General features: G+C 69.4%; 22 protein-coding genes. 17 read left to right on the top strand and 5 right to left on the bottom strand.

Annotation, left to right across the window (positions count from 1 at the left end; all coding sequences use genetic code 11):
• The first annotated feature begins 88 nt into the window (after positions 1 to 88).
• From pdhA to AC1RB9_RS07840, 3 genes are read left to right on the top strand one after another with little or no spacing between them, the layout of a single operon-like run.
• Positions 89 to 1,186: a pyruvate dehydrogenase (acetyl-transferring) E1 component subunit alpha gene (pdhA, locus tag AC1RB9_RS07830; RefSeq protein ID WP_003106978.1), complete on the top strand. Its 1,098-nt coding sequence runs from the start codon at positions 89 to 91 to the stop codon at positions 1,184 to 1,186.
• Positions 1,179 to 2,180 carry an alpha-ketoacid dehydrogenase subunit beta gene (locus tag AC1RB9_RS07835; protein ID WP_003106981.1) on the top strand — a complete coding sequence of 334 codons (1,002 nt, stop codon included), beginning with the start codon at positions 1,179 to 1,181 and terminating at the stop codon, positions 2,178 to 2,180. The genes pdhA and AC1RB9_RS07835 overlap by 8 nt, the downstream gene beginning before the upstream one ends.
• 17 nt (positions 2,181 to 2,197) lie before the next feature.
• A complete protein-coding gene (locus AC1RB9_RS07840) occupies positions 2,198 to 3,310 on the top strand; it encodes a dihydrolipoamide acetyltransferase family protein (RefSeq protein WP_003138213.1) in 1,113 nt (370 codons plus the stop codon).
• Here the strand turns inward: AC1RB9_RS07840 and AC1RB9_RS07845 are convergent, their stop codons facing one another.
• From AC1RB9_RS07845 to AC1RB9_RS07855, 3 genes are all read right to left on the bottom strand, one after another.
• Positions 3,311 to 3,709, bottom strand: a complete 399-nt coding sequence (locus AC1RB9_RS07845; RefSeq protein WP_003453327.1) for a DUF2809 domain-containing protein — start codon at positions 3,707 to 3,709, stop codon at positions 3,311 to 3,313.
• A gap of 93 nt (positions 3,710 to 3,802) precedes the next feature.
• Positions 3,803 to 4,387: a hypothetical protein gene (locus AC1RB9_RS07850; protein WP_003122204.1), complete on the bottom strand. Its 585-nt coding sequence runs from the start codon at positions 4,385 to 4,387 to the stop codon at positions 3,803 to 3,805.
• Between the two features lie 35 nt (positions 4,388 to 4,422).
• Positions 4,423 to 4,689 carry a YebG family protein gene (locus AC1RB9_RS07855; RefSeq protein WP_003091854.1) on the bottom strand — a complete coding sequence of 89 codons (267 nt, stop codon included), beginning with the start codon at positions 4,687 to 4,689 and terminating at the stop codon, positions 4,423 to 4,425.
• Between the two features lie 209 nt (positions 4,690 to 4,898).
• Between AC1RB9_RS07855 and AC1RB9_RS07860 the strand changes: the two genes are divergently transcribed.
• The 9 genes from AC1RB9_RS07860 to AC1RB9_RS07900 all read left to right on the top strand — a co-directional run bounded on the left by AC1RB9_RS07860 (position 4,899) and on the right by AC1RB9_RS07900 (position 15,425).
• Positions 4,899 to 5,168 (top strand): DUF2790 domain-containing protein, encoded by a 270-nt coding sequence (locus tag AC1RB9_RS07860; RefSeq protein WP_003091850.1) that lies wholly within the window; start codon positions 4,899 to 4,901, stop codon positions 5,166 to 5,168.
• A 119-nt stretch (positions 5,169 to 5,287) separates the two neighbouring features.
• On the top strand, positions 5,288 to 5,506 hold the full coding sequence (locus tag AC1RB9_RS07865; RefSeq protein ID WP_003091846.1) for a hypothetical protein: 219 nt from the start codon (positions 5,288 to 5,290) through the stop codon (positions 5,504 to 5,506).
• Between the two features lie 76 nt (positions 5,507 to 5,582).
• Positions 5,583 to 6,098: an RNA polymerase sigma factor gene (locus AC1RB9_RS07870; protein WP_003453324.1), complete on the top strand. Its 516-nt coding sequence runs from the start codon at positions 5,583 to 5,585 to the stop codon at positions 6,096 to 6,098.
• 64 nt (positions 6,099 to 6,162) lie between these two features.
• Complete coding sequence (locus tag AC1RB9_RS07875) at positions 6,163 to 7,149, top strand: FecR family protein (RefSeq protein WP_023121977.1); 987 nt, start codon at positions 6,163 to 6,165, stop codon at positions 7,147 to 7,149.
• Positions 7,150 to 7,358: 209 nt separating this feature from the next.
• Positions 7,359 to 10,034, top strand: a complete 2,676-nt coding sequence (gene hasR / locus AC1RB9_RS07880; protein ID WP_003119598.1) for a heme uptake receptor HasR — start codon at positions 7,359 to 7,361, stop codon at positions 10,032 to 10,034.
• 85 nt (positions 10,035 to 10,119) lie between these two features.
• Positions 10,120 to 10,737 (top strand): heme acquisition protein HasA, encoded by a 618-nt coding sequence (gene hasA, locus AC1RB9_RS07885; RefSeq protein ID WP_003091842.1) that lies wholly within the window; start codon positions 10,120 to 10,122, stop codon positions 10,735 to 10,737.
• 217 nt (positions 10,738 to 10,954) lie between these two features.
• On the top strand, positions 10,955 to 12,745 hold the full coding sequence (locus tag AC1RB9_RS07890) for a type I secretion system permease/ATPase (RefSeq protein WP_003453185.1): 1,791 nt from the start codon (positions 10,955 to 10,957) through the stop codon (positions 12,743 to 12,745).
• Positions 12,742 to 14,073 (top strand): HlyD family type I secretion periplasmic adaptor subunit, encoded by a 1,332-nt coding sequence (locus tag AC1RB9_RS07895; protein WP_003098666.1) that lies wholly within the window; start codon positions 12,742 to 12,744, stop codon positions 14,071 to 14,073. The genes AC1RB9_RS07890 and AC1RB9_RS07895 overlap by 4 nt, the downstream gene beginning before the upstream one ends.
• Positions 14,070 to 15,425, top strand: a complete 1,356-nt coding sequence (locus AC1RB9_RS07900; RefSeq protein WP_003113107.1) for a TolC family outer membrane protein — start codon at positions 14,070 to 14,072, stop codon at positions 15,423 to 15,425. Before AC1RB9_RS07895 ends, AC1RB9_RS07900 begins: the two co-directional genes overlap by 4 nt.
• Here the strand turns inward: AC1RB9_RS07900 and AC1RB9_RS07905 are convergent.
• On the bottom strand, positions 15,418 to 15,705 hold the full coding sequence (locus AC1RB9_RS07905) for a DUF3509 domain-containing protein (protein ID WP_003091839.1): 288 nt from the start codon (positions 15,703 to 15,705) through the stop codon (positions 15,418 to 15,420). The two genes, AC1RB9_RS07900 and AC1RB9_RS07905, sit on opposite strands and share 8 nt — an antisense overlap.
• Before the next feature lie 174 nt (positions 15,706 to 15,879).
• Here AC1RB9_RS07905 and AC1RB9_RS07910 point away from each other — a divergent pair, with 174 nt between their 5' ends.
• From AC1RB9_RS07910 to AC1RB9_RS07930, 5 genes are all read left to right on the top strand, one after another.
• Positions 15,880 to 16,365: a phosphate-starvation-inducible protein PsiE gene (locus AC1RB9_RS07910; protein ID WP_003091838.1), complete on the top strand. Its 486-nt coding sequence runs from the start codon at positions 15,880 to 15,882 to the stop codon at positions 16,363 to 16,365.
• Positions 16,366 to 16,477: 112 nt separating this feature from the next.
• Positions 16,478 to 17,449: an HlyD family secretion protein gene (locus tag AC1RB9_RS07915; RefSeq protein WP_003091837.1), complete on the top strand. Its 972-nt coding sequence runs from the start codon at positions 16,478 to 16,480 to the stop codon at positions 17,447 to 17,449.
• Between the two features lie 3 nt (positions 17,450 to 17,452).
• Entirely contained in the window at positions 17,453 to 18,625 is a 1,173-nt protein-coding gene (locus AC1RB9_RS07920; protein ID WP_003130238.1) for an ABC transporter permease, read from the top strand.
• On the top strand, positions 18,622 to 19,755 hold the full coding sequence (locus AC1RB9_RS07925) for an ABC transporter permease (protein ID WP_003098675.1): 1,134 nt from the start codon (positions 18,622 to 18,624) through the stop codon (positions 19,753 to 19,755). The genes AC1RB9_RS07920 and AC1RB9_RS07925 overlap by 4 nt, the downstream gene beginning before the upstream one ends.
• A 53-nt stretch (positions 19,756 to 19,808) precedes the next feature.
• Positions 19,809 to 20,150, top strand: coding sequence for a YceK/YidQ family lipoprotein (locus tag AC1RB9_RS07930; protein ID WP_003098676.1), 342 nt, complete (start codon positions 19,809 to 19,811; stop codon positions 20,148 to 20,150).
• A 1-nt stretch (position 20,151) separates the two neighbouring features.
• Here AC1RB9_RS07930 and AC1RB9_RS07935 read toward each other — a convergent pair whose 3' ends face one another.
• Positions 20,152 to 21,078 (bottom strand): LysR family transcriptional regulator, encoded by a 927-nt coding sequence (locus AC1RB9_RS07935; protein WP_003091833.1) that lies wholly within the window; start codon positions 21,076 to 21,078, stop codon positions 20,152 to 20,154.
• Positions 21,079 to 21,195 lie beyond the last annotated feature (117 nt).

A 21,195-nucleotide genomic window follows, 5' to 3' on the forward strand; every position in this document is an offset into this window, starting at 1 on the left:
GCCACCCCCGCCGCGCCGCGCGTGCACGCCGCCACCCGCGGCGCGACCCTGAGCGGCACGCCTACCCGGCGTGCGGAGGAGGTTTGCGATGGTTCACAACCGGATCGACCCGCCTTTCACCCGCTACCTCGACAGCGACGGTCGGCCCCTCGGCGAGTTGCCCGCCTGGGCCGGCGACAGCGATGCGCTGGTCGGCCTCTACCGGCAGATGCTCCTGACCCGCCTGTTCGACCAGAAGGCGGTGGCCCTCCAGCGTACCGGGCGGATCGGCACCTATGCGCCAACCCTCGGCCAGGAAGCCATCGGAGTGGCCATCGGCAGCCAGATGCGCGCCGAGGACGTGCTGGTGCCGTATTACCGCGATACCGCCGTGCAATTGATGCGCGGCGTGCGCATGGAGGACATCCTCCTCTACTGGGGCGGCGACGAGCGCGGCAGCGACTACGCCGAACCGCTGGCGGCGCAGGACTTTCCCATTTGCGTGCCGATCGCCACCCAGGCCCTGCATGCCTGCGGGGTCGCCTCGGCGTTCCGCATCCGCGGCGAACACCGGGTGGCGGTGACCACCTGCGGCGACGGCGCCACCAGCAAGGGCGATTTCCTCGAGGCGCTGAACGTGGCGGGCGCCTGGCAGTTGCCGGTGCTCTTCGTGGTCAACAACAACCAGTGGGCGATCTCGGTGCCGCGGCGCATCCAGTGCGGCGCGCCGACCCTGGCGGAGAAGGCGGTGGGTGCCGGCTTCCCCGGCGAACAGGTGGACGGCAACGACGTGCTGGCGGTCGCCGAACGCGTCCGCGCGGCCCTGGAGCGCGCGCGCCAGGGCAAGGGGCCGACCCTGCTGGAGTGCATCAGCTATCGCCTGTGCGACCACACCACGGCCGACGACGCCAGCCGCTACCGTTCCGCCGAGGAGGTCAACCAGGCCTGGCGCGAGGAGCCGATCAAGCGCCTGCGCGCCTTCCTCGCCGGCCGCGGCCAGTGGGACGAGGAGCGCGAGCAGGCGCTGGTGGGCGAGTGCCAGGCGCGGGTGCAGGAGGCGGTGGAGCGTTTCGAGACGTTCGCCGCGCAGGCGCCGCAGGCACTGTTCGAGCATGTCTACGCGCGCTGGCCGGCGGTCCTGGAGGAGCAGCGCGAGCAATTGCTGGAGCGCGCCGCGCGGCGGCAGGGAGGGGCCGAACATGAATGAGCGCAACGGCGAAGCGAAACGCCTGGCCCTTCTGGAGGCGGTCAACCTGGCGTTGCACCGGGCCATGGCCGAGGACGAGACGGTGGTGGTGCTGGGCGAAGACGTCGGGGTCAACGGCGGGGTGTTTCGCGCCACCCTCGGCCTGCGCGAGCGCTTCGGCTTCAAGCGGGTGCTGGATACGCCGCTGGCGGAGAACATGATCGCCGGGCTGTCCATCGGCATGGCCGCCCAGGGCCTGAAGCCGGTGATGGAGATCCAGTTCATGGGCTTCATCTACGCCGCCATGGAGCAACTGGTGTCCCATGCCAGCCGCCTGCGCAATCGCACCCGCGGCCGCCTGGCCTGCCCGTTGGTGCTGCGCACGCCGATGGGCGCGGGGATCCGCGCGCCGGAGCACCACAGCGAGGCGACCGAGGCGATGTTCGCGCACATCCCCGGCGTCCGCGTGCTGGTGCCGTCGTCGCCGGCGCGGGCCTACGGCCTGCTCCTGGCGGCGATCGACGATCCCGATCCGGTGATCTTCCTCGAGCCGACCCGGCTCTACCGGATGAACCCGCAGCCGCTGGCGGACGACGCCCGGCGCCTGCCGCTGGACAGTTGCTTCACCCTTCGCGAAGGCGGCGACCTGACCCTGGTCAGCTGGGGCGCCAGCGTCCACGAGACCCAGCAGGCCGCCGAGCGCCTGGCGCAGCGCGGCATCGAGGCCGAAGTGATCGACGTCGCCTGCCTCAAGCCGCTCGACCTCGACACCCTCGAAGCCTCGGTGCGCAAGACCGGTCGCTGCGTGATCGTCCATGAGGCGCCGAAGAGTGGCGGCCTCGGCGGGGAAATCGCCGCGAGCCTCTACGAGCGTGTCCTGTTCGACCTGCGGGCGCCGATCCAGCGGGTCGCCGCGGCCGATATCCCGCCGCCGCTGTACCGCCTGGAAGCGCTGTACATGCCCGCCGTGGAGGACATCCTGGCGGCCTGCGACACCGTGCTCGGCTACGCCTGAGCCAAGGGGAGACGACCATGAAGCACTTCAAGCTGCCCGACCTGGGCGAGGGCCTGCAGGAAGCGGAAATCGTCGAATGGCACGTCAAGGCCGGCGACAGCGTGCGCGCCGACCAGCGCCTGGTCTCGGTGGAAACCGCCAAGGCGCTGGTGGACATCCCTGCGCCCTACGATGGGGTGGTGGGCAAGCTGTTCGGCGCCGAGGGCGACATCCTCCACGTCGGCGAACCGCTGGTGGGCTTCGAGGGCGAGGAGGCGGACGCCGGTACCGTGGTGGGGCGCCTGGAGGGCGGCGGTAGCGCCCTGGAGGACCGTTTCTTCATCGGCGCCGCACCGTCCACCCGCGAACACCTGGCACCGCGCGCGACCCCGGCGGTGCGCCAGTTCGCCCGCCAGCAGGGCGTCGAACTGGCCGGCCTGAGCGGCTCCGGCCCGGATGGCCTGATCACCCGCGCCGACGTCGAGGCCGCCGCCCAGGGCGCCCGCGAACGCTTCGGCGGCGAGCGCTTGCGCGGGGTACGGCGGAGCATGGCGCTGAACATGGCGCGCTCGCATGCCGAGGTGGTGCCGGTGACGATCTACGGCGACGCCGACCTGCATCGCTGGAAGACCGCACGCGACCCGTTGATCCGCCTGGCCCAGGCGCTGGCCGAGGCCTGTCGCGCCGAGCCGACCCTCAACGCCTGGTTCGATGGCGCCTCGTTGTCGCTGAAACTGCATGAGCGGCTCGACCTGGGGATCGCCGTGGACACCCCGGACGGCCTGTTCGTGCCGGTGCTGCGCGACGTCGGTGCGCGTTCGGCGGAGGACCTGCGCGCCGGTATGCGGCGCCTGCGCGAAGACGTCCAGGCACGCTCGATCCCGCCGGCGGAAATGCTCGGCGCGACCCTGACCCTATCCAACTTCGGCACCCTGTTCGGCCGCTACGCCAACCCCGTGGTGGTGCCGCCGCAGGTGGCCATCCTCGGCGCCGGCGGCATCCGCGACGAAGTAGTGGCCTGGCGCGGCGAGATGGCGATCCACCCGATCCTGCCGCTCTCGCTGAGCTTCGATCACCGCGCCGCCACCGGTGGCGAGGCGGCGCGTTTCCTCAAGGTACTGGTGAACGCCCTGGAGCAGCCCGACGGCTGATCAGCGCCGGCGCTCCAGCCACCATGCCAGCAGCGCGCCGAGGGCATAGGCGAGCAGGTCGAAGCCGTCGGCGGAGCTACCGAGAACGATGCGCAGCACGGGACTGGAAAATTGCCAATGCAGTTGCGCCGCCAGGTACTGGCCCAGTTCCAGCAGCGCGCCGACGGCAAAGGCGGCGGATGCCAGCCAGGCGGCCGGCGCCCTGAGCGCGCTGCCCATCAGGTAGTAGAGCCAGACCACCGCCAGCAGGTCGCCGCCGAAGCTGCGTATCCAGCCCCAATGCCGGCCCAGGGTGGCGAGCAGGACCAGCAGGCCGAACAGCAGCATTGCCAGCAGCAGGCTGCGCCGGTCCAGGCGCCAGCGTCGGGAGCGGACGGGGGAGGCGGGGAGAGCGGGCATGGGACCTTCCTGGTCGATGGGGCTGCCGGGCGTTGTACGGCAAGCGCCAGTTTCCGGCAAGCCGGGCGCGGGTCGGACAAGCGCCGCGCGGACTCAGCGGCGTCGCAGGCTGGCGAGCAGTTGTTCGACGAAGGCGTCGCTGCCGGAGCTGTCGAGGTAGTGCACCTGGGGACCGTCGAGCAGGTAGAGCGCGTGGTAGGGCTTGCCGGCCTGGCTGCCGCGCAGGCGATAGACCTCGGTGCCGGCTACGCGGTAGCGGCTGGCGCTGGCGCGCCGGTCGCACAGGCCGAGGGCCTGGCGCTGCGCCTGGAGACGCTCGCGCTCGGCGTCGGGCAGGCCGTCCAGCGGCAGGGCTCCGAACAGCAGGCGAACCTGTCGCGGGAGGTCGAGCCGTTCGCCCTCGTCCGCGCCCATCTCGTTGCCTTCGAGCAGGCGGTGGGCGAGGTAGTGACCCTCGGCGTAACGGGCGATCAGCAGGTCGCCGCTGTGCAGCAGGGTGGCGGGGGCCCGTTGCAGGTCGAGTTGCAGCCTGCCGGCGCCGCCCAGGGCCAGGACCTGCGCGGCGCCGGCAGAGGCTGCCGGTGTCTCGGCGTCCGTGGCCCGGAACGGGCAGGCGAGGGCAGGGGCACCGGCGAGGCCGAGGAGGACGCACAGCAGGCCGGCAAGTTGTCGCGGCATGTTTCGGCTCCTTGCGCTTTGCTTGCAGCGGCGGCTCATTCGTCCGCGGCGTTTTCCTCGAACAGTTCGTTGAGGGCGTCCGGCTGGTTCTTGAAGGCGCGGGCGAAGGCGTCGCGGTTCTTCGCCATGAAGATGCCGAGTTCTTCCACTTGTTCCTCCTTCAGCGACGGCACCGCCTTCTGCAGCACCTCGGCCAGCGTTTCCGCCAGCTCCAGCATCTTGTCGTAACGATCGGCTTCAGCCTTGTCCATGAACAAACGCTCCTGATCCCGGCTGCTGCGGTACACCACTTCGACGGCCATTCATCACCTCTGTGCCTTCTGAGTCGCAAGGTTGCTTTGACTGGTTATCCATCCAGTATATGGCGTCTTGCCGTCCGTGGATAGCGCCAGGATTGCCGGCGCATTGCCGGGGCGGTCGTCGTCTGACAGAAATGTCACGCCGGGCTCATGAGCCTGACAGTCTCCGCAGCGTAGTTTCAGGCTGAACGTTCTACCAAGGAGACATCCTCATGAGAGTGATCCCGTTGGCACTTGTCGCGCTGCTCGGCCTGGCGCCGCTGGCCCAGGCGCAGCAGCAGCCCTACGGACCCAACCCGGACTCGAAATCGCTCCGCCAGCACTACGTGGAAGGGCGCCTGGACATCGCCCGGGTGATCTACAAGACCGACCTGTGGAGCGCCTGTGGGATCGTCCCGGCGCGCCTGGTCTACGAGGACTCGCAGGGCGAGCGGCATACCGTCGAGTACAAGGCCTGGGGCAGCGGCTGCAGCGGCAATTGAGCGAACCCGGTGCGGCACGGGCCGCGCCGGGTTTTCCTCGGCTCCCGCGCTTCTGCTAAGGTTGCGCGCCTGCCGCCCGTTGCGCGGCGCATACCTTCCGCCCCGCAAGGATGCCCGGCATGCAAGACCTCGGTTTCGCCCTCCTGCTCATCGGCTACGTCTGGTCCGTGGCCAGCGGCGGCCGCCGTTCGATCCCCTGCGCATTGCTCTGCCTGCTGCTGTTTCCGCTGGCGCAACTGGCCTTCGCCATCAACGACGCGCCGATGCGCCCGCCGCTGGCGCTGGCGGCCCTTGGCGCGGGCCTGGCCTACCTCGGCGGCGGCTCGGTGTTCGGCTGAGCCCGGCATCTCACAATAATACGATTGAAAATCATTATCATAAAAAATATGCTGCTGTCCTTCTGAAAGGACGTGGGTGGATGCGCCGTTGGCGGAGCAGGATCTCAAGGCACTGTTTCTCAGGCATGCCCGGCAGTTGCAGTCGTATCTGTTGCGCAAGACCCGTGATCCACACCTGGCGGCGGACCTGGCGCAGGAAAGCTTCCTGCGCCTGGCCGAGCAGCGGCACAAGGAGCCGATCGAGCATGTCGACGCCTATCTCTACCGCACCGCGCACAACCTCACCATCGACCATTACCGGCAGGAACGGCGGCGCCGCACCGAGACCCGGCCCAACGACGACCTCGCCGGGTTCGTCGCCGACCAGCCCGGCCCCGAGGAGTCCGCGGTGGATGCCGATGCGCTTGCCCGCCTGCGCGAGATAGTCGCCGAACTGCCGCCGCGCACCCGTGAGATCTTCCGTCTCAACCGTCTGGAGGGGCTGACCCATGCCGAGGTGGCGAGACGCCTGGAAATCTCCGATAGCTCGGTGCAGAAGCACCTGGCCCGCGCCCTGGCCCATGTGATGCAGGCACTCGAGGAGTCCCGCTGAATGGATTACCGAGTCTTGCCGGTTCGCGCGTCTGAACCTCTATAACGACCAACGAGAGCCGCACGTGAACAGCCCCCAGGAACAACAGCAGATCCGCCAGCAGGCCGCCGAATGGGCGATCCGCCTGGACGGCGGCGACCTCGACCGGTCCCGGCGCGAAGCGCTGGACGGCTGGCTGGCGGCCGACCCCCGGCACCCGGCCGCGCTGGCGCTGGCGCAACGGACCTGGAAACAGCTGGGATCGCTGACCGAACCGCGGACGATGGTTCAGACGCCGGTCGCCAGCGCGCCGCGCCGCGCCGGGGGGCGGCGCAAGGGCTGGCGCGGCTGGGCCGCGGCGGCGGCGGTGCTGCTGGCCCTGGGCAGCGCCTGGAGCGAACGCGACGCCGGCGTGACCTGGCTGGCCGACCACTCTACCGGCAAGGGCGAGGTACGCATCCTGCGGCTGGTGGATGGCAGCGAGGTCGAGCTGGACGCACAGAGTGCCATCGATGTCGCCTACGACAGCCGCGAGCGACGGGTGCGCCTGCTCGAAGGCAGCGCGATCTTCCGCGCCGCCCCCCGCGCGGGGCGGGAGACACGGCCCTTCGTGGTGGAAAGCGCCGGCGGCAGCACTCGCGCGCTGGGTACTCGGTTCCTGGTCAGCCGCAACGAGGACGGCAGCGTCCAGGTCGGGGTGCTCGAACACCGCGTCGCGGTGGCCCTGGCGCATCCGCGCACGGGGACCGTCGGGCGCCGCGAGCTGGGCGAGGGCGAGAGCCTGCGCTACAGCGCGGAGGGCGGCGTCGAGGCGCCGCTGGGCGGTCGCCTCGACGACCTGACCAGTTGGCGGCGCGGCCTGCTGGTCTTCGACGAGCAGCCGCTGGGCGAGGTGGTGGCGCGGCTCAATCGCTACCGGCCGGGGCATTTGCTGGTGGCTCCCGGTGCGTTGGCGCAGCGGCGGGTCAGCGGCGTATTCCGGGTCGCCGACCTGGAGGCCTCGTTGCAGTCGATCAGCGATGAGCTGGGAGTGCGCAGCCTGGGCCTGGCGGGAGTGACGCTGCTGTACTGAGCGGCGCGATCGCTTCCGAGAGCCTCGACCACGGGCCGGGCAGTCGCCCCGCGCGCTTGTTCCGGCAGGGGCCGGGAAGCGCATTTTCGAGCCGTGGATCCCGCCGGCGAAAAATTTTCTCGATTTCCGTTACTGACTTTCCCTGCCTCCATCGTTCTCTTAACGAGACTGATTCTTATTACACAAAACGATGGAGTGTAGGCGCTGTCATGAAACATCGTGGATGGAGTGCCGTGCGAGGCGGTCGCAAGGGGGCGCAACTGGCCCTGGGGCTGGGCCTGGTCCTGCTGGGAACGGCCGCGCTACCGCTGCATGCGCAAGACGGGGCGGACTCGGCGAGCCAGCAGCAGACCGCGCTGCGCCGGGTCCGGCTGGACATCCCGGCACAACCGCTGAACCGCGCCCTGCTGCGATTCGCCGAGCAGGCCGGGGTTCAGGTGTTCTTCGACAGCCAGCGTTTCGCCGGTCTCGGCAGCGCGGCGGTGCACGGCGAATACGTGCTGGCCGACGGCCTGAGCCAGATGCTCCAGGGCAGCCCGGTGGAATACCGCTTCTCCGGCAAGGACCAATTGAGCCTGATCCGCGTCAGCCAGGACGACCTGGTGCAGATGTCGCCCTCGGTGATCTCCGCCGCGCGTCCGGACGACTGGGTCTACCAGACGCCGCATTCGGTCAGCGTGATCGGCCGCGAGCAGATCGAGCGCAACCCGCCGCGGCATGCCGCCGACATGCTCGAGGAAACCCCCGGGGTGTACTCCTCGGTGAGCCAGCAGGACCCCGGCCTGTCGGTGAACATCCGTGGCATCCAGGACTACGGGCGGGTCAACATGTCGGTCGACGGCATGCGCCAGAACTACCAGCAGAGCGGCCACCAGCAGCGCAACGGGACGCTCTACGTCGATCCCGAGCTGCTCAGCGAGGTGGTCATCGACAAGGGCGCCAGCTCGGCCATGGGCGGCGCCGGGGTGATCGGCGGGATCGCCAACTTCCGCACCCTGGAGGCCCGCGACCTGGTCAGGCCGGGCAAGCAGGTCGGTGGCCGGGTGCGCCTCACCAGCGGCCTGGGCGGCGACGCCAATGGCACCCACTTCATCGGCAGCGCGGCCTTCGCCATCGGCACCGAGGTCTGGGACATGCTGGTCGCCGCCAGCGAGCGCCACCTGGGCGACTACGACCCGGGGACCAAGGGCAGCATTGGCGAGCTGCGCACCGGCGCCTGGTTCAATCCCGAGGCCGGGCAGCGGGTCAAGCATTCGCCGGTGGCCTACTCCGGCTATGTGATGCGCTCGCGACTGGCCAAGCTTGGCGTCGCCCTGCCGCAGGACCAGCGCCTGCAGTTCAGCTACCTGACCACCCAGGTGTCCTACGACGACGCCAACATGCTCAACACCGAGAACCAGGCGCTCTGGGAAAAGCTCGGCAGCAGCGACGTGCGTGCGCAGAACTTCGCCATCGACTACGGCTACGCGCCGGACAACCCGCTGGTGGACTTCAAGGCCAAGCTCTACTACGTCGACAACCGCAACCGCCAGCAGACCCTGCAACGCGGTATCACCCCCGGCTACTCGATCACCTACCAGACCGACACCTACGGCGCGCAGGCGCAGAACACCTCGACCTTCGCTCTCGACGATCTCTCCACGCTGCGCGCCAACTATGGCCTGGAGTTCTTCTACGACAAGGTGCGGCCGGACTCCAGCCAGCCGCGGGCGAGCACCTCGGCGGTCGGCTTCCCTGCGGCCGAAGGCATGACCCCCAAGGGCGACCGCGCCCTCGGTAGCCTGTTCGCCCGTCTCGACTACGACTACGACGACTGGCTCAACCTCAACGCCGGGCTGCGTTACGACCGCTACCGCCTGCGCGGCGACACCGGCTTCAACGCGCGCACCTTCATCCTTGGCACCACCCGGCAGACCGACATGCCGCTGCAATACGCCGTCGACCGCGAGGAGGGGCGCTTCTCGCCGACCTTCGGCCTGTCGGTCAAGCCCGGCGTCGACTGGTTGCAGTTGTTCGCCACCTACGGCAAGGGCTGGCGCCCGCCGGCGGTGACCGAGAGCCTGATCACCGGCCGCCCCCACGGCGGCGGCGCGGAAAACATGTACCCCAACCCGTTCCTCAGTCCGGAGCGCTCGAAGGCCTGGGAAGTCGGTTTCAACGTGCTGAAGGAGAACCTCTGGTTCAGCGACGACCGCCTGGGCCTGAAGGTCGCCTACTTCGACACCCGGGTCGACGACTTCATCTTCATGGGCATGGGCATGCAGCCGCCGGGCTACGGCATGGCCGGGATCGGCAACAGCGCCTACGTCAACAACCTCGACAGCACGCGCTTCCGTGGCGTCGAGTACCAGCTCGACTACGATGCCGGGCTGGCCTACGGGCAGCTCTCCTACACGCACATGATCGGCAGCAACGACTTCTGTTCGAAGACCGCCTGGCTCGGTGGCGTCACCCAGACGGTGAAGGGCAGCGGTCGCCGCCCGCCGGTGATCGACATGCGGCCGGACGAGCAGGCCAACGCCGCCACCCATTGCAGCGCGGTGCTCGGCTCCGCCGAACACATGCCGATGGACCGCGGCTCGCTGACCCTGGGCATGCGCTTCTTCGACCGCAGGCTGGACGTCGGCGCCCGTGCCCGCTACAGCGAAGGCTACTCGGTGGCTGGCGGCGCCACGGTGTCGCAGGCCGGCGTGTACCCGGCGGACTGGAAGGAATACACCGTCTACGACCTGTACGGCAGCTACCGGGTGAGCGATGAACTGACCCTGCGCCTGGCCATGGAGAACGTCACCGACCGCGCCTACCTGGTGCCGCTGGGCGACGTGCTGGCCTTCACCCTCGGTCGCGGGCGGACCCTGCAAGGCACCCTCGAATACCAGTTCTGACCCCCGTTTTGCCCAGTGAAGGGCAAAACCGGAGCGGGCATCCGTGCGCTCCGGCATTCACCACTCGTTGAATTGGAGTTTTGGCATGAGCATTTCGATTTCCTACAGCACCACCTACAGCGGCTGGACCGTAGCGGATTACCTGGCGGACTGGTCGGCCTACTTCGGCGACGTCAACCATCGTCCGGGCCAGGTGGTGGACGGCAGCAATACCGGCGGCTTCAACCCCGGTCCGTTCGACGGCAGCCAGTACGCGCTGAAGAGCACCGCCAGCGACGCGGCCTTCATCGCCGGCGGCGACCTCCACTACACCCTGTTCAGCAACCCCAGCCACACCCTGTGGGGCAAGCTGGACAGCATCGCCCTCGGCGACACCCTGACCGGCGGCGCCTCCAGCGGTGGCTACGCCCTGGACAGCCAGGAGGTGAGCTTCAGCAACCTGGGCCTGGATTCGCCGATCGCCCAGGGCCGCGACGGCACCGTGCACAAGGTGGTCTACGGCCTGATGAGCGGCGACAGCAGCGCCCTGCAGGGGCAGATCGACGCGTTGCTGAAAGCGGTCGACCCGAGCCTGTCGATCAACTCCACCTTCGACCAGTTGGCCGCGGCCGGCGTCGCCCATGCCACCCCGGCTGCGGCAGCGGCGGAAATCGGCGTGGTCGGCGTGCAGGAACTGCCGCACGACCTGGCCCTGGCGGCCTGAGCAACTGTCCACGATAGCGTTCGTGGACTGCTTGCGCTAAAGGCCGGAGAGGAGTTGGCGCTCCTCTCCGGCGCACGAACCGCCGTCGCTGCGCCTCGCACCCGTGGCGACGGCGGCCCCCGGATTGTTCCTCCGCCGGCCGTGCCCGGCAAGCGGAGACTGCCGCAATGTCCTCCGGGCCCGCTCGCGGCCCGGACACCCACAGGACCCGACTCCGATGAAGCTCCGGCCGGCCTCGCCGCGCAATGAAATCCTCGCCACCCTCGGCCGCTTCCGCCCGGCGCTGCGCAGCGTCGCGCTGTTCACCGCGGTGATCAACCTGCTGATGCTGGCGCCGTCGCTGTACATGCTGCAGGTCTACGACCGGGTGCTCGGCTCCGGCAACCACATGACCCTGCTGATGCTGACCCTCATGGTGCTCGGCCTCTACCTGCTGCTCGGCGCCCTGGAGTGGGTGCGCAGCCTGGTGGTGATCCGCCTCGGCGGCCAGCTCGACATGCAACTCAACCAGCGCATCTACGACGCCTCGTTCCGCGCCAGCCTGGAGCGCGGCGAGCAGGCCGTCGGGCAGGCGCTGAACGATCTGACCAGCCTGCGCCAGTTCCTCACCGGCAACGCCCTGTTCGCCTTCTTCGACGCGCCCTGGTTCCCGCTCTACCTGCTGGTGATCTTCCTCTTCAGTCCCTGGCTCGGCCTGCTCGCCCTGGTTGGGGCGCTGCTGCTGGTGCTGCTCGCCTGGGTCAACGAAAGCCGCTCGCGCGAACCGCTGGCCGAGGCCGGGCAACTGTCGATCCTCGCCACCCAGCAGGCCTCGGCCAACCTGCGCCAGGCGGAAACCCTGGCGGCAATGGGCATGTTGCCGGCCATGCGCGCGCGCTGGTTCGCCCAGCACCAGGCCTTCCTTGCCCGGCAGAACCTCGGCAGCGAGCGCAGCGCGGCGATCGGCGCGACCTCCAAGGGCGTGCGCCTGGCCCTGCAGTCGCTGGTGCTCGGCCTCGGCGCCTGGCTGGCGGTGGAAGGCCTGATCACCCCGGGGATGATGATCGCCGGCTCGATCCTGATGGGCCGCGTGCTCAGCCCCATCGACCAGTTGATCGCGGTCTGGCGCCAGTGGAGCGGCGCGCGGCAGGCCTACCAGCGACTGGCGCGGCTGCTCGAGGAGAATCCGCCGGCCGCCCTGGGCATGCCGCTACCGGCGCCGCGCGGCGCGTTGCGCGTCGAGCGGCTCTGCGCGGCCGCGCCGGGACGCGAGCAGGCATTGTTGCAGGACCTCGGTTTCGCCCTGGAACCTGGCGAAGCGCTCGGCGTGATCGGGCCGTCCGGTTCCGGCAAGTCGACCCTGGCGCGCTTGCTGGTGGGCGCCTGGCAGCCGCTGTCCGGCGCGGTGCGCCTGGACGGCGCCGACCTGCGGCAGTGGAGCGCGGCGGCACTGGGGCCGCACATCGGCTACCTGGCCCAGGACGTGCAACTGTTCGCCGGCAGCATCGCCGAGAACATCGCGCGCTTCGCCGAGGTGGATGCCGAGAAGGTGGTGGCGGCGGCGCGCCTGGCCGGCGTGCACGACCTGGTGCTGCGCCTGCCGCAGGGCTACGACACGCGCCTTGGCGACGGCGGCGCCGGACTCTCCGGCGGCCAGCGCCAGCGCATCGGCCTGGCCCGCGCGCTGTACGGGCGACCGGCGCTGATCGTGCTCGACGAACCCAATGCCAGCCTCGACGAGGCGGGTGAGGCGGCCCTGGCCGAGGCCATCGCGGCGATGCGCCGGCACGGCAGCAGCCTGGTGCTGGTCACCCACAAGCCGGCGGTGCTGGCGCTGACCGACAAGCTGTTGTTGCTGCATGGCGGGCGCCTGCAGCGTTTCGGCGCGACCGCCGAGGTGCTTGCCAGCGCCTCGCCGCCGGCCGCTGCGGCCCCGGCGCCGACACGGCCGACGCCGGCGTTCGGTTTCGGCTACCGGCCGGGACCGGGGATGCCGGTCGGCGGTGTGCCGGGAGGAGCGGCGCGATGAGCGGGCAGGCGCGGTTGCGCGAAGTCGGCGCCGGCGGCGCGGCGCTGGAACTGGACGAGAAGCGTTTTTCCCGGCTCGGCTGGGGGCTGGTGCTGCTCGGCTTCGTCGGCTTTCTCCTGTGGGCCGGGTTGGCCCCGCTGGACAAGGGTGTCGGGGTCTCCGGCACGGTGATGGTGGCCGGTAGCCGCAAGGCCGTGCAGCACCCTACCGGTGGCCTGGTCAGGCACATCCGCGTGCACGAAGGCGAGCGGGTGGAGGCAGGACAGGTGCTGCTGGAGATGGACGCTACCCAGGCCCGGGCCCAGGCCGATGGCCTGTTCGCCCAGTACCTGGCGGCGCTGGCGAGTCTGGCGCGGCTGAGCGCCGAGCGCGATGAAAAGGCGCGGATCGAGTTTCCCGCCGAGCTGCTGGCGCTGGACGACCCGCGCCTGCCGACCCTGCTGGAACAGCAGCGGCAGTTGCACGACAGCCGTCGGCGGGCGCTGCGCCTGGAACTCGATGGTCTCGCCGAGACGGTCGCCGGCAGCCAGGCGCAACTGGACGGCCTGCAAGCCGCGCTGCGCAGCAAGGAGCAGCAGCGCGCCGCCCTCGAGGAACAGTTGCGCGGCCTGCGCCAACTGGCCAGCGAGGGCTACGTGCCGCGCAACCGCCTGCTCGACAGCGAGCGCCTGCTGGCCCAGGTCAACGGCGAGATCGCCGGCGACCTCGGCAGCCTCGGCAGTACCCGCCGGCAGATCCTCGAACTGCGCCTGCGCATGGCCCAGCGGCGGGAGAAGTTCCAGGAAGAGGTGCGCGCCAGCCTGGCCGACGCCCAGGTGCGCGCCGAGGAGTTGCGCAATCGCCTGGCCAGCGCGCGCTTCGACCTGGCCAACAGCGAGGTACGGGCGCCGGTCGCCGGCCTGGTGGTCGGCCAGGAAGTGTTCACCGAGGGCGGCGTGATCGCGCCCGGCCAGCAACTGATGGAAATCCTCCCGGAGCGCCAGCCGCTGCTGGTGGACGCTCGGCTGCCGGTGGAGATGGTCGACAAGGTCCGCGTCGGCCTGCCGGTGGAGCTGATGTTCAGCGCCTTCAACCAGAGCACTACGCCGCGGGTGGAGGGCGAAGTGACCCTGGTCTCGGCCGACCGCCTGCTGGACGAGCGCAGCGAGGCGCCGTACTACCGGGTGCGCATCCGCGTAGGCGAGGAGGGCGTACGTCGCCTGGCCGGCCTGGAGATCCGCCCGGGGATGCCGGTGGAGGCCTTCGTTCGCAGCGGCGAGCGCTCGCTGTTGAACTACCTGTTCAAGCCGCTGGCCGACCGTACCCACCTGGCGCTGGGGGAAGAATGAATCGCCTGCGAGCCTGCCTGCTGTCCTCCGCGCTGCTTTCGGCCTCTTCGGCCCAGGCGCTGGGCCTGCTGGACGCCTACCAACTGGCGGTGCGCCACGACCCGACCTTCCAGGCGGCGCTCCACGAGCGCCGCGCCGGCAGCGAAAACCGCGCCATCGGCCGTGCCGGCCTGCTGCCGAGCCTGCGCTACGACTACAACAAGGCGCGCAACGACTCCACCGTCAGCCAGGGCGACGCCCGCGTCGAGCGCGACTATCGCAGCTACGCCTCGACCCTCAGCCTGGAGCAGCCGCTGTTCGACTACGAGGCCTACGCGCGCTACCGCCAGGGCGAGGCCCAGGCGCTGTTCGCCGACGAACAGTTCCGCGGGCGCAGCCAGGAACTGGCGGTGCGCCTGTTCGCCGCCTACAGCGAAACCCTGTTCGCCCGCGAGCAGGTGGTCCTGGCCGAAGCCCAGCGGCGCGCCCTGGAAACCCAGCTGGCGTTCAACCAGCGTGCCTTCGAGGAAGGCGAGGGCACCCGCACCGACCTGCTGGAGACCCGCGCCCGGCTGAGCCTGACCCGCGCCGAGGAGATCGCCGCCAGCGATCGCGCGGCGGCGGCGCGGCGTACGCTGGAGGCGATGCTCGGGCAGGCACTGGAGGATCGCGAACTGGCCGCGCCCATCGAGCGCTTCCCGGCGCTGCGCCTGCAACCGGCGACCTTCGAAGGCTGGCGCCAGGTGGCCCTGCAACGCAGCGCCGAGCTGGGCGCCCAGCGCCATGCGCTGGAGGCGGCAGCCTACGAGGTGGAGCGCAATCGTGCCGGCCACTTGCCCAGGCTCAGCCTCTACGCCAGCAGCAGCAAGACGCACTCGGCTTCGGAAAGCACCTACGAGCAGAAATACGACACCGACAGTGTCGGCCTGCGTCTCAGCCTGCCGCTGTTCGAGGGCGGGCGGGTGTCGGCAGCGACCCGCCAGGCCGGCGACAAGTACGCCCAGGCCCAGGCCGAGCTGGATGCCCAGGTGGCCAGTGTGATCAATGACCTGCACAGCCAGTTCGACCTGACCGCCAGCAGCCTGGCCAAGGTGCGTGCCTACGAGATGGCGGTGGCCGCGGCGCGCGAACAGGTGACAGCGACGCGGCGCAGCGTCGCCGGCGGGGAGCGGGTCAATCGCGACGTGCTGGACGCCGAACAGCAGTTCTACGGCGCCCGCCGCGACCTGGCGGAAGCGCGCTACGCCTACCTCAACGCCTGGCTGCGCCTGCGCCAGCTGGCGGGGGTGCTGGAAGACCGCGACCTGGCGGTGCTGGCTGCCTATTTCGGCGCCGGCGAAGGACGCGCGCAGGTCACCGCTGCCATCAGATAGCTATCGGCCAGCGTGCCTTGCCTTGGGTCATCGCCTGCAACAGTTGCGGCGCGCTGGTGCCGTTTTCGATGGCGATGCCGAAGCGGATGCTCTCGATCATCCGCTGCAACTGTTCCAGGTCATGCAGTTGCGCCGGTCGGATCAGGCGCTTGGCGGCGACCCCGCGTTCGTTGGAGAGGGTGAGGACGATGCTGCCGTCCGGCCGCTCCAGGCTGAGGTTGACCCGGTACTCGGCCTGGAAGGCCTCGGTGAGGAGCTGGAAAGGGCTGCTGTCGGTCATGGCGGACCACCTGAATGCTGTCGTGCTGGTTGGGACTGGGTACCGCCCGGAAAGTTCTTTGTCACCGCCGGGCTGTACCCTGCGCCGACGTGCGGACGTCTATCTGCGCACGTGCCTTGGCCTGGGCCTTGCATGCTTCGGGCCAGGTGGCCGTCGTCTTTGTCGGGAGAAGCTATGAAACAGAATTGGGCCGAGCGCCTGCGCGCAAGCATGCACCACCAGGCGGAGAGCCTCGGCAACCTGCTGGTGGAGGCCTTCCACTACCTGGCCCTGTTCGCCATCGGCGCCACGGTATTCTGGGCGGCGGGCGCGGCTTTCCTGGGGATGGTGAACAAGGGGCATGCGTCGATCGACGACATCCTCCTGCTGTTCATCTACCTCGAGTTGGGCGCGATGGTCGGTATCTACTTCAAGACCAACCACATGCCGGTACGCTTCCTGATCTATGTGGCGATGACCGCGCTGACCCGCCTGATGATCGCCGACATCCAGCACAACCATACGCCGGACGATGGCATCATCCTGGTCTCGGTGGCGTTGCTGCTGCTGGCGCTGGCGATCCTGGTGGTGCGCTTCGCCTCGGCGCGCTTCCCTTCGGCGAAGTCCGACGGCGCCGCCGCGCGGCGGGTGGCGAGCGAGGACGCCGAAGGGGAAGCCTGATTCGTCGCCGCGCCGGAGCCGGTCTCCGGCGCGCTTCCGCCCGGCGCGCCGGCCAGCGCAACGGCCTGGCAATGTACTACCATCGCCCGGTCGTGTTCAGGAAGCCTGCCCCATGAAGGGATGGAAACTCTTTACCCCGTTGCTGATCCTCGCGATCGTCGCCATCACCCTCTACCTGCGCCTGCACAATCCGCCCCTGCTGTTGCAGGGCGAGGCGGACGCCACCAACGTCATCGTTTCCTCCAAGGCCAAGGGCCGGGTCCAGGTGCTGCACGTGCGGCGCGGCGACGAGGTGAAGCAGGGCGACCTGCTGATCAGCCTCGACAGCCCCGAGCTGGAAGCCCAGCTCGATGCCCTGCACGCGGCGCGCAACCAGGCCCAGGCGCAGCTCGACGAGTCGCTCCACGGTACCCGCGAGGAGAGCATCCGCGCGCTCAAGGCCAGCCTGGCACAGGCCGAGGCCGAGTTGCGCAACGCCGAGTCGGATTTCCAGCGCAACCAGCAGATGGTCGAGCGCGGCTTCCTCTCGCGGACCCAGTTCGACCTCTCGCGGCGTGAGCGCGATGTCGCCCGCGACCGCGTCGCCGAGGCGCGGGCCAATCTCGACGAAGGTCTCAAGGGCGACCGCGAGGAGCGCCGCCAGGCGTTGCAGGCCGCGGTGCGCCGGGCCGACGCGCAGATCGCCGAGCTACAGGCGCAGATCGACGACCTGCAGGTGCGCGCGCCGGTCAACGGCGAGGTCGGGCCGATCCCCGCCGAACAGGGCGAACTGATCAACGCCTACAGTCCGCTGCTGACGCTGGTGCGGCTGGACGACAGCTACTTCGTCTTCAACCTGCGCGAGGACATCCTGGCCAAGGTGCGCAAGGGCGACCGCATCGTCATGCAGGTGCCCGGCCTGGGCGGCGCCGAGGTCGAGACCGAGCTGCGCTACATCGCCCCGCTGGGCGATTTCTCGACCAGGCGCGCGACCCGCGCCACCGGCGATTTCGACCTGAAGACCTTCGAGACCCGCTTCTACCCGTTGCAGCCGACACCCGGCCTGCGCCCGGGCATGAGCGCGCTGTGGCGCTGGACGAACTGAGCGATGGCGTGGGCCGCGCTGAAGCGCAACGCCAGCCGTTTCGTCCAGGCGTTCAACACCGAGACGCGGATCGCCTGCCGCAGCTGGACCATCCACTGGCTCGGCTGGTGCTGGCCGCTGCTGCTGTTCGGCGTGATCAGCGGCGTCTACCAGGCCGGTACCCTGCTGGACATGCCGCTGGCGGTGGTCGACAAGGACCATAGCCAGCTGTCGCGCAAGCTGATCCGCGACCTCGACGCGACCTCCCACGCCCAGGTGATCACCGTTCCCGCCGGCGTCCAGGAGGGGCTCGACGCGATCCGTCGGGCCGATGCCTACGCCTTGCTCTACATCCCGCCGGACTTCGAGGCCGACGTGCTCGGCGGGCGCGCGCCGAAGGCCGAGCTGTACTACAACGCGCTGCTGTATTCGGCCGGCTATGCCGCCACCCAGGACTTCTCGGCGCTGGTCGCCAGCCTCAACGGCGAATTGCGTCCGCGCCTGGCCGCCGGGATGCCGGCGGCGCTGCCGCACCTGGCGAGCATCAGCGTGTCCTACGACAGCCTGTTCAATGCCAGCGGCAACTACATCTATTACCAGCAGTTCGCCGCCATCGTGCACCTGCTACAGCTGTTCGTGATCGTCACCATGGTCCATGTGCTGGCCCGCGAGGCGCCGGAACTGCGCGCCTCCTCGCCGCACATCCTGCGGGCCAAGGCCCTCGGCGTACGCCTGGTGGGCAAACTGGCGCCCTACACACTGCTGTTCACCGCGCTGCTGATGCTGGAAATCTTCCTGCTGGTGGCGTTCTCCGGCGCGCGCATCAACGGCAGCCCGCTGGCGATGCTGATGATCACGCTGTTCTACGTGATTGCCGCGCAGAGCGTCGGGTTGGTGCTGTTCGTCTTCACCGCCAACCGCTTCACCGCCTATTCGCTGGTGGGCATGCTGATCGGCGTTGCCCAGACCTACTCGGGAGTGCTGATCCCGGAACTGGCGATGCCGACCCTGGCGCGGGTGATCGCCGAGGCCGAGCCGCTGACCCACACCCTGCACGGCCTGTTCGACCAGTTCCTGCGCCAGGCGCCGCCCAGTTCGGCGCTCTACACCTGCGCCAAGCTGGCGCTGTACCCGCTGATCGCCTACATGATCGCCAAGATGCGCCTGCGCAGCCGCCTGGACCTGAGCCCGATATGAAGAACTACCTGCAGATCCTCCGGGAAACCCTGAAGGCCATGCTGTCCAAGCCGATGTGGCTGATGGTCGTGGCCTCGGTGTGCATCACCTCGCTGCCGTACATGAACCACACCGCCCTCGACCTGCCGGTGGCGGTGGTCGACGAGGACCACAGCGACGTGTCGCGCGAGCTGGTCCGGCTGCTCGATTCGGCGCCGAAGGTCGCCGTGGTCGGCTACGACAGCCTGCCGCAGGCCAAGCGCGACCTGGCCTGGCGCGAGCTGTACGCGATCATCGTGATCCCGCTGAACTTCGAGAAGCGCCTGCTGCGCGGCGAGGCGCTGGTGATCCCGTACTTCGGCGATGCCACCAACCGCATGGCCAACGGCCAGATCCAGCAGGACATCTCGGCGGTCTACAGCGCGCTGACCAACCGCTACAACGCTGCCCTGCTGGAACGCGAAGGCTTCACCGCGACCCAGGCGCAGGTGGTGCTGAGCCCGCTGGTAGGGCAATTGACCGACCTGTTCAACCCCGGCATCAGCTTCGCCGCCATCGTCCTTCCGGGGTTGCTGTCGCTGATCCTGCAACACAGCCTGCTGCTCGGCTGCACCCGCGGCAACATCATGCTGCGCGGCGGCACCCCGCGCTACATGCGCCAGCCGCTGTCGACCCGCTTCGGCCGCTACAGCGCGCAACTGCTGATCTGGACCGTGCTGGCGATGCTCTTCTACGTGATCTGGCCGCACCTGCTGGGCTATCGCCAGTCGGCCTCGTTCTTCATGCTGCTGGGGATCGTCCTGCCGTTCCTGATCGCGGTGATCGCCCTCAGCGAGTTCATCGCCGAGCTGCTGCCCACCGAGGAATCGGTGTACCTGACCATGACCTTCATCACCCTGCCGCTGTTCTACATGGCCGGCTACAGCTGGCCGGAACAGGCCATGCCGGACTGGGTACGCTGGCTGGCCGACGCGATCCCCTCGACCTGGGCGATTCGCGCCATCGCCGAGATGAACCAGATGGACCTGCCGCTGCGCGAAGTCAGCGACCATGCCCTGGTGCTGCTGGGCATGGCCGCCACCTATGCGTTGCTGGGTACGCTGCTGTACCAGTACCGCAACTGGCGCTGGGACAACGTCAAGGGTTGGTGAAGCGGCGCAAGGCCGGCCATACTCGGCTGGCGTTCGCACAGGGAGATGAAGGAATGTTTCGTTCGGGGCTTTCTTTGCTGGTGCTTCTGGGGCTCGCCACGCTCGGCGGGTGCGGTTCCGTCAACACGCTGGTGCGCGACGACGCCAGCGCCGCCCACGACCTGCGCCTGAAGGCGACCGCCTGCACCAGCCTGCCGCGGGTGTACAGCGGGGTCAGCTACACCTTCTGCCGGCTCAACGTGAAGACCGGGTCGCCGGTGGCGCCGGCGCAAGCCGACGGCATCCTCGAGGTGCTGGCCCTCGACTTCGCGCTGTCCGGGGTGATCGACACCCTCGCGCTGCCCTATACCTCGTACCGCCAGTACCGCGACGGCAACCTGTCCCTGGCCAACTGAGTCAGGGAATCAGCGGCAGCACGATCTCGTCGCTGCGGCTGATCCCGGCGGTCTCGCTGCGGCACAGGTCGAGGAACTCGCGCATGGTCGCGGTCTGGTACTTCTGCTTGTGCCAGATGAAGTAGAACTGCCGGCGCAGGTCCAGGCCGGGCGTTTCCACCGGCACCAGGCTGCCGCGGCGGAAAGCGTCGCGCAAGGCCAGGCGGGAAATGCAGCCGATGCCCAGGCCGGACTCCACGGCACGCTTGATCGCCTCGGTGTGCTCCAGCTCCAGGCGGATGTTCAGCGGCCGCGGGTGATGACGCATGGCCTGGTCGAAGGTCAGGCGGGTGCCGGAGCCCTGCTCGCGGAGGATCCAGGCCTCCCGCGTCAGCCGTTCCAGGTCGGCGCCGCCCCGCCGCGCCAGCGGATGCTGGGGGGCGCAGAACACCACCAGTTCGTCCTCCATCCAGGGTTGCACCTCGATGTCCGGATGCCGGCAGTCGCCCTCGATCAGGCCCAGGTCCAGCTCGTAGTGGGCGACCTGCTGCACCACCTGGGCGGTGTTGTGCACGTGCAGGCGCACCCGGCAGTCCGGCTGGCGCTGCATGAAGGCGCCGATCAGCAGCGTGGCCAGGTAGTTGCCGATGGTCAGGGTGGCACCGAGGTCGAGGGAGCCGAAGGCGGTCTTGCCGTTGAGCAGGTTCTCGATTTCCTCGCCGCGGTCGAGCAGCGCCACCGCCTGCGGCAGCAGTTGGCGGCCGAGGGCATTGAGGGTCAGGCGCTTGCCGGCGCGGTCGAACAGCTTGCAGTCGAACTGCCGCTCCAGCTCGCCGAGCGAGGTGCTGGTCGCCGACTGCGACAGCGACAGCCCCTCGGCGGCGCGGGAGACGCTCTCCTGCTGGGCCACGGCGACGAACACCTCGAGCTGGCGGAGGGTGAATTTCATCCAGGCTTCCTCGTCTAGAGCGAAAGGCCCCGCGACATTTTGCCGTTCCGTCGGCGGGGTTGGCTCGGTTATCCTTGCGCCCCGTCCGCGGGAGCGATGGGAGCCCTCGGCGGCCGG

It is taken from the genome of Pseudomonas sp. 20-5 (assembly GCF_056782835.1).

Excerpts from the sequence above, each read along its gene's own strand:
- AC1RB9_RS07930 (WP_003098676.1), top strand. The coding sequence starts at position 19,809 with ATGTTTCGTTCGGGGCTTTCTTTGCTGGTGCTTCTGGGGCTCGCCACG.
- AC1RB9_RS07845 (WP_003453327.1), bottom strand. The coding sequence starts at position 3,709 with ATGCCCGCTCTCCCCGCCTCCCCCGTCCGCTCCCGACGCTGGCGCCTG.
- AC1RB9_RS07935 (WP_003091833.1), bottom strand. The coding sequence starts at position 21,078 with ATGAAATTCACCCTCCGCCAGCTCGAGGTGTTCGTCGCCGTGGCCCAG.
- AC1RB9_RS07895 (WP_003098666.1), top strand. The coding sequence starts at position 12,742 with ATGAGCGGGCAGGCGCGGTTGCGCGAAGTCGGCGCCGGCGGCGCGGCG.
- AC1RB9_RS07910 (WP_003091838.1), top strand. The coding sequence starts at position 15,880 with ATGAAACAGAATTGGGCCGAGCGCCTGCGCGCAAGCATGCACCACCAG.
- AC1RB9_RS07850 (WP_003122204.1), bottom strand. The coding sequence starts at position 4,387 with ATGCCGCGACAACTTGCCGGCCTGCTGTGCGTCCTCCTCGGCCTCGCC.
- hasA (WP_003091842.1), top strand. The coding sequence starts at position 10,120 with ATGAGCATTTCGATTTCCTACAGCACCACCTACAGCGGCTGGACCGTA.
- pdhA (WP_003106978.1), top strand. The coding sequence starts at position 89 with ATGGTTCACAACCGGATCGACCCGCCTTTCACCCGCTACCTCGACAGC.
- AC1RB9_RS07925 (WP_003098675.1), top strand. The coding sequence starts at position 18,622 with ATGAAGAACTACCTGCAGATCCTCCGGGAAACCCTGAAGGCCATGCTG.
- AC1RB9_RS07835 (WP_003106981.1), top strand. The coding sequence starts at position 1,179 with ATGAATGAGCGCAACGGCGAAGCGAAACGCCTGGCCCTTCTGGAGGCG.
- AC1RB9_RS07905 (WP_003091839.1), bottom strand. The coding sequence starts at position 15,705 with ATGACCGACAGCAGCCCTTTCCAGCTCCTCACCGAGGCCTTCCAGGCC.
- AC1RB9_RS07860 (WP_003091850.1), top strand. The coding sequence starts at position 4,899 with ATGAGAGTGATCCCGTTGGCACTTGTCGCGCTGCTCGGCCTGGCGCCG.
- hasR (WP_003119598.1), top strand. The coding sequence starts at position 7,359 with ATGAAACATCGTGGATGGAGTGCCGTGCGAGGCGGTCGCAAGGGGGCG.
- AC1RB9_RS07890 (WP_003453185.1), top strand. The coding sequence starts at position 10,955 with ATGAAGCTCCGGCCGGCCTCGCCGCGCAATGAAATCCTCGCCACCCTC.
- AC1RB9_RS07865 (WP_003091846.1), top strand. The coding sequence starts at position 5,288 with ATGCAAGACCTCGGTTTCGCCCTCCTGCTCATCGGCTACGTCTGGTCC.
- AC1RB9_RS07900 (WP_003113107.1), top strand. The coding sequence starts at position 14,070 with ATGAATCGCCTGCGAGCCTGCCTGCTGTCCTCCGCGCTGCTTTCGGCC.
- AC1RB9_RS07855 (WP_003091854.1), bottom strand. The coding sequence starts at position 4,689 with ATGGCCGTCGAAGTGGTGTACCGCAGCAGCCGGGATCAGGAGCGTTTG.
- AC1RB9_RS07920 (WP_003130238.1), top strand. The coding sequence starts at position 17,453 with ATGGCGTGGGCCGCGCTGAAGCGCAACGCCAGCCGTTTCGTCCAGGCG.
- AC1RB9_RS07840 (WP_003138213.1), top strand. The coding sequence starts at position 2,198 with ATGAAGCACTTCAAGCTGCCCGACCTGGGCGAGGGCCTGCAGGAAGCG.
- AC1RB9_RS07915 (WP_003091837.1), top strand. The coding sequence starts at position 16,478 with ATGAAGGGATGGAAACTCTTTACCCCGTTGCTGATCCTCGCGATCGTC.